The organism is Nocardioides sp. (assembly GCF_036374615.1).
Lineage (GTDB): Bacteria > Actinomycetota > Actinomycetes > Propionibacteriales > Nocardioidaceae > Nocardioides.
In genome coordinates this window covers 1-5,567 of sequence record NZ_DASUTK010000143.1, presented here as the reverse complement: position 1 = coordinate 5,567, position 5,567 = coordinate 1, and the positions used below count along the sequence as shown (strand labels likewise).

The window sequence follows — 5,567 nt, the reverse complement described above, 5'->3', positions numbered from 1 at the left end:
GAACTTGCGCTCGCTCATCTTGAAGAGCATCGAGAGGAAGTTGGCGGTGTAGGAGAGGTCGTTGTCGGGGTAGATGAACGGCTTGCCCTGCGCGTGGCGGAACGACCAGGCGCCCAGCGTCGGCATCTTCGCGATCATCCGCACGATCTGCATGTGGCGGTTCTCGGCGTCACCGATGTTGCGGGCGTCGGGGTAGAACGTCGAGAGCGCACCGACCGAGGCCATCAGCATGCCCATCGGGTGGGCGTCGTACCGGAACCCCTCCATGAAGGACTTCACGTTCTCGTGGACGAACGTGTGGTAGGTGATCTCGTGCACCCACGCGTCGTACTCGGCCTTGGTCGGCAGCGTCCCGTGGATCAGCAGGTAGGCCACCTCGAGGAACGACGACTTCTCCGCCAGCTGCTCGATGGGATAGCCGCGGTACTCCAGGATGCCCTGGTCGCCGTCGATGAAGGTGACGGCGCTTCGGCACGACGCCGTGTTCACGAAGCCGGGGTCGTAGACCGCCAACCCGGAAGCGTCGTCGCCTGACTTGATCTGGCCGAGGTCCGCGGCCTTGATGGTGCCGTCGGTGATCGGGACCTCGTACTCCTGTCCGGTGCGGTTGTCGCGGACGGTGAGGGATTCAGTCACCAGAACAACCTAACCCTGCCCAGGATGCGGGGCGAATCTGAGTCTCGTACGCACGCGGGCTGCTCAGGCGCCGCGGCCGCGCTCACGTTTTGACCCGTACGACGACACGCCGGTAACCTGAGCGGTCGCGACTCCTGCCGCGCCCAGACCTCTCACGTGGGTCGGGGTGCAGTCCCGGACTGAAGTCTGAGCCGGGCCGTGTTCGTCAGAAGCCGCAGCAACACCGCCGACCGGCGACCGCCGGCCGGATCAACGAACGAGAAGGGCACTCACGTGCGCACCTACAGCCCCAAGCCGGGCGACATCCAGCGCGCCTGGCACGTCATCGACGCGACCGACGTGGTCCTGGGCCGACTCGCCGTGCAGACCGCGAACCTGCTGCGCGGCAAGCACAAGCCGATCTTCGCCCCGCACATGGACACCGGCGACTTCGTCATCATCGTCAACGCCGAGAAGATCGCCCTCAGCGGCGACAAGGCCACCAAGAAGCTCTCCTACCGCCACTCCGGCTACCCGGGCGGCCTCACCGCCACCCCGGTCGGGCAGATCCTCGAGAAGGACGCCCGCAAGGTCGTCGAGAAGGCCGTCTGGGGCATGCTCCCCAAGAACAAGCTGGGCCGCCAGATGATCAAGAAGCTCAAGGTCTACTCCGGCCCCAACCACCCGCACCAGGCCCAGCAGGCCACGCCGTACGAGATCTCGCAGATCTCCCAGTGATCGACCAGGACTGAGGCCACCCAATGACTGAGAACGTGACTGACAACGTGACTGAGAACAGCACCGAGGTCGAGGAGACCTACGAGACCGACGAGCAGGGCGTCGCCTACAGCTCGGAGAGCGCCCCGGCCGCCGACGCGCCGGTCGCCTCCGCGATCGCCCCCGCGTCCGCGACCGGCCGCCGCAAGCAGGCCGTGGCCCGGGTCCGGATCGTTCCGGGCACCGGCAACTGGACCGTCAACGGCCGCACCCTCGACTCCTACTTCCCCAACAAGCTGCACCAGCAGGTCGTCAACGAGCCGTTCGCGGCGACCCGCCTCGAGGGCCGCTTCGACGTGATCGCCCGCATCCACGGCGGCGGCATCACCGGCCAGGCCGGTGCGCTGCGCCTCGGCGTCGCCCGCGCGCTCAACGCGGTCGACCTCGACGCCAACCGCGCCATCTTGAAGAAGGCCGGTCTGCTGACCCGTGACGCCCGCGTGATCGAGCGCAAGAAGGCAGGTCTCAAGAAGGCCCGTAAGGCACCGCAGTTCAGCAAGCGCTGATCCGACGTCGCCACGAGATCGAGGCGGCATGACCAAGCGCTACTTCGGCACGGACGGGGTCCGGGGCCTGGCCAACGGTGATCTCACCGCTGAGCTGGCCCTGGACCTTTCCGTTGCCGCCGCCCACGTGCTCGCCGACCGCGGGGAGTTCGAGGGCCATCGACCGGTCGCGGTCGTCGGCCGGGACACCCGGATCTCCGGTGAGTTCCTCGAGGCCGCGGTGGTCGCGGGGCTCGCGTCGGCCGGCGTCGACGTGCTGCTCCTGGGGGTGCTGCCGACCCCGGGCGTTGCCTACCTCACGCACAAGCTCGGCGCCGACCTCGGCGTGATGCTCTCGGCGTCCCACAACCCGATGCCCGACAACGGCATCAAGTTCCTCGCCCGTGGTGGTCAGAAGCTCGACGACGCGGCCGAGCACGCCATCGAGCGGCGGCTGCACGAGGCCTGGCAGCGGCCCGTGGGGGGCGGGGTCGGCCGGGTCAGGCAGTACGCCGAGGCGCTGGACGACTACGTCGACCACCTGATCATGTCGATCGACCACCCCCTGGTCGGGATCAAGGTCGTCCTCGACTGCGCCGAGGGTGCGGCGTCCGATGCCGGGCCGCGCGCCTTGGTGGGCGCCGGCGCCGACGTCAGCGCGATCCACGCGATGCCCGACGGCCTCAACATCAACGACAACTGCGGCTCGACGCACCTCGAGTCGCTGCAGAAGGCCGTCATCCAGGACGGCGCCGACGTCGGCTTCGCCCTCGACGGTGACGCCGACCGTTGCCTCGCGGTCGACCGCGAGGGCAACGTCGTCGACGGCGACCAGCTGCTCGCCGTCTTGGCCCTCGCGCTGCGCGACCGGGACCGGCTCGCGAAGAACACGGTCGTCGCCACCGTCATGAGCAACCTCGGCTTCGTGCAGGCGATGCACGCGGCCGGGATCGGCGTGCGGCAGACCAAGGTCGGGGACCGGTACGTGCTGGAGGCGATGAAGGTCTCCGGGTACTCCCTCGGAGGAGAGCAGTCCGGCCACGTGATCATGAGCGACCACGCGACCACCGGTGACGGCATTCTCACCGCTCTGGCAGTGCTGGAGCGGATGGCGACCACCGGTCAGTCGTTGCAGGAGCTCGCGTCGGTCATGACGCGGCTGCCCCAGGTGCTGGTCAACGTCGACGGGGTCGACAAGGCGCGGGCCGACGACGACGCGGTGGTGGCCGCCGCCATCGCCGAGGAGGAAGCGAGCCTGGCCGGCACCGGCCGGGTGCTGCTGCGGCCTTCTGGGACCGAGCCGATCGTGCGGGTCATGGTCGAGGCGCCGAACGTGGCGCAGGCCCGTGACGTGGCGGAACGGCTGGCCGGCGTCGTACGTCGACAGCTCGCACTCTGACCCGCGCGGCTGTGCCAACCTGACCCTCATGGCCATCAGCCCCGTCCCGTGGTCGGTCCCGATGGGCCCGCGCGACACCGAGGAGCCGCACCGCGCCGCGACGCCACTGGAGCTGTTCTTCGACCTGGTCTTCGTGGTCGCGATCGCGTCGGCCGCCGGGTCCCTCCACCACGGGCTCGCCGAGGGCCACCTCGAGGCGATCGTCTACTTCTGCCTGGTGTTCTTCGCGGTCTGGTGGGCGTGGGTCGGGTACACGTGGTTCACCTCCGCCTACGACTCCGGCGACGTGATCTTCCGGGTCCTCTCACTGGTGATCATGGCGGGCTCGCTGCTGCTGGCGGCCGGGGTGCCCGACCTCTTCGCGGACGGCCAGTCGGCGCTCGTGGTGGCGGGCTACAGCGTGATGCGGCTCGCGATGGTGTCGCTGTGGCTGCGGGCCGCGCACGGGCATCCGGAAGGCCGCCGTACCGCCATGACCTATGCGATCGGGATCGCGGCCGTGCAGGCGTTGTGGCTCGCCCGGCTGGCGATCGAGGACGGCCGGACGGTGCTGCTGAGCACGTTCCTCCTCCTCGCGCTGCTCGAGGTCGCGGTGCCCTACGTCGCCGAGCGGGCGGGCCGCACGCCGTACCACCCCGAGCACATCGCAGAGCGCTACGGCCTCTTCACGATCATCGTGCTGGGCGAGGTGGTGCTGGCCGCGGTCGTGGCCGTGCAGGGGGCCCTTGGCGACGAGCACGGCCGGGACCTCGTGCCTCTGGTGGTCGGTGGCATCCTGCTGGTCTTCTCGATGTGGTGGATGTACTTCAAGCGCGACCACGCGCCGCTGTTCGCCGCGCGGCGCACCGTCTGGCGCGCCGCATACGCCCACGCCGTCGGGTTCGCGACCGTCGCCGCCACCGGCGCGGGCCTCGCGGTGGCAGTGGACGTGACCACCCATCACGCACACGCCACCGAGACCGTGGCGGTCTGGAGCGTGGCGGTGCCGGTCGGTCTCTACACCGTCGTGCTCGGGGTCCTGCACTGGCTCGGTGACCACGACACCCGGTTGGCCCTCCCCGCGTTCGTGACGGCGGCTGCGGTGCTCGTCGTGGCCGCGCTGGGCCTCACGCTCGGACTCGCGATCGGCGTGGTCGTGCTGCTGATCGGCCTGGTCCTGGCGCTCGCGGTCGCCCAGCACGTCGTCGCCTCGCGGTCGTCGGAGGCCGCGGGACTTGACGACGCCTGAGCCGTCGGGGGTCGCCGTTTGGACACAAACGGCAACGACACGCCGGGCACGAACGCCGTTTGTGACCAAATCGCCGCCGGGGTCGAGCCTGAGCCTCCGTCCCCGCCGTCCGACGTCACGGACCCGACCCCGACGAGTTGAGCGAACCGGTCGCCTCAGAGCTTCCGGAGCCGGACGTACCGCACCGAGTGGTCGAGGTCCTTGCGGAGCACCAACGTCGCGCGGGAGCGGGTGGGGAGCACATTCTGGGTGAGGTTGGGGCCGTTGATCGTGTCCCAGAGCCGGGACGCAGTGGCGTCCGCCTCGTCCTCGCTCAGTCCGGCGTACTTGGCGAAGTAGGACTCCGGGTTGCGGAAGGCCGTCTCGCGGAGCCGCTTGAAGCGCTCGACGTACCACTTCCGGATGTGCTCGGTGCGGGCGTCGACGAACACGGAGAAGTCGAAGAAGTCGCTCAACGTCAGGCCCGCGCGGCCGTCCTCGCGGACCCGTGCCGGCTGGAGCACGTTGAGGCCCTCGATGATCACGATGTCGGGACTCGTGATCACCACCTGCTCGTCGGGGACGACGTCGTAGACGAGGTGGGAGTACGTCGGCGCCGCGACCTCGTCCTTGCCGGACTTGATGTCCACCACGAACCGCAGCAGCGCCCGGCGGTCGTAGGACTCCGGGAACCCCTTGCGCTGAAGCAGGCCGCGCCGCTCGAGCTCGGCGTTGGGGTAGAGGAACCCGTCGGTGGTGACGAGCGCGACCTGAGGATGCTCGGGCAGGTGCGACAGCAGCTGCTGGAGCACCCGGGCGGTCGTGGACTTGCCGACCGCGACCGACCCTGCGAGCCCGATGACGAACGGCGTGCGTTGCGGCTGCGGCTGGTGGAGGAACTCCTCCTGCTCTCGGTGGTGCCGGCCGGCTGCTGCGACGTACAGGCTGAGCAGCCGCGACAGCGGCAGGTAGATCTGCTGCACCTCGTCGATGTCGAGCTCGTCGCCGAGGCTGCGCAGCCGGTCGATCTCCGCCGGCGTGAGCGGCTGCTCGGTGGCGGCGCCGAGGGCCGACCAGGCGCTGC

General features: G+C 69.6%; 6 protein-coding genes. 4 read left to right on the top strand and 2 right to left on the bottom strand.

What is annotated here, in order from left to right; genetic code table 11:
- Positions 1-636: citrate/2-methylcitrate synthase (locus VFZ39_RS11290; RefSeq protein ID WP_330865852.1), on the bottom strand; the 636-nt coding region annotated here is incomplete at its 3' end.
- Positions 637-909: 273 nt separating this feature from the next.
- Between VFZ39_RS11290 and rplM the strand changes: the two genes are divergently transcribed.
- The 4 genes from rplM to VFZ39_RS11270 are packed head-to-tail and all read left to right on the top strand — an operon-like array spanning position 910 to position 4,504.
- The gene (gene rplM / locus VFZ39_RS11285) at positions 910-1,353 is read left to right on the top strand and encodes a 50S ribosomal protein L13 (protein WP_330865851.1); all 444 of its coding nucleotides are present in this window, start codon (positions 910-912) and stop codon (positions 1,351-1,353) included.
- Between the two features lie 35 nt (positions 1,354-1,388).
- Positions 1,389-1,898 (top strand): 30S ribosomal protein S9, encoded by a 510-nt coding sequence (gene rpsI, locus VFZ39_RS11280; RefSeq protein WP_330865850.1) that lies wholly within the window; start codon positions 1,389-1,391, stop codon positions 1,896-1,898.
- Between the two features lie 28 nt (positions 1,899-1,926).
- Positions 1,927-3,276: a phosphoglucosamine mutase gene (gene glmM / locus VFZ39_RS11275; protein ID WP_330865849.1), complete on the top strand. Its 1,350-nt coding sequence runs from the start codon at positions 1,927-1,929 to the stop codon at positions 3,274-3,276.
- 28 nt (positions 3,277-3,304) lie between these two features.
- A complete protein-coding gene (locus VFZ39_RS11270) occupies positions 3,305-4,504 on the top strand; it encodes a low temperature requirement protein A (protein ID WP_330865848.1) in 1,200 nt (399 codons plus the stop codon).
- Positions 4,505-4,659: 155 nt separating this feature from the next.
- On the opposite strand, the gene coaA is transcribed toward VFZ39_RS11270, so the two are convergent.
- A partial coding sequence (gene coaA, locus VFZ39_RS11265; protein WP_330865847.1) for a type I pantothenate kinase occupies positions 4,660-5,567 on the bottom strand: 908 nt, incomplete at its 5' end.

Bases quoted from the DNA above. Each gene is read 5' to 3' on its own strand.
- glmM (WP_330865849.1), top strand. From the start codon at position 1,927: ATGACCAAGCGCTACTTCGGCACGGACGGGGTCCGGGGCCTGGCCAAC.
- VFZ39_RS11270 (WP_330865848.1), top strand. From the start codon at position 3,305: ATGGCCATCAGCCCCGTCCCGTGGTCGGTCCCGATGGGCCCGCGCGAC.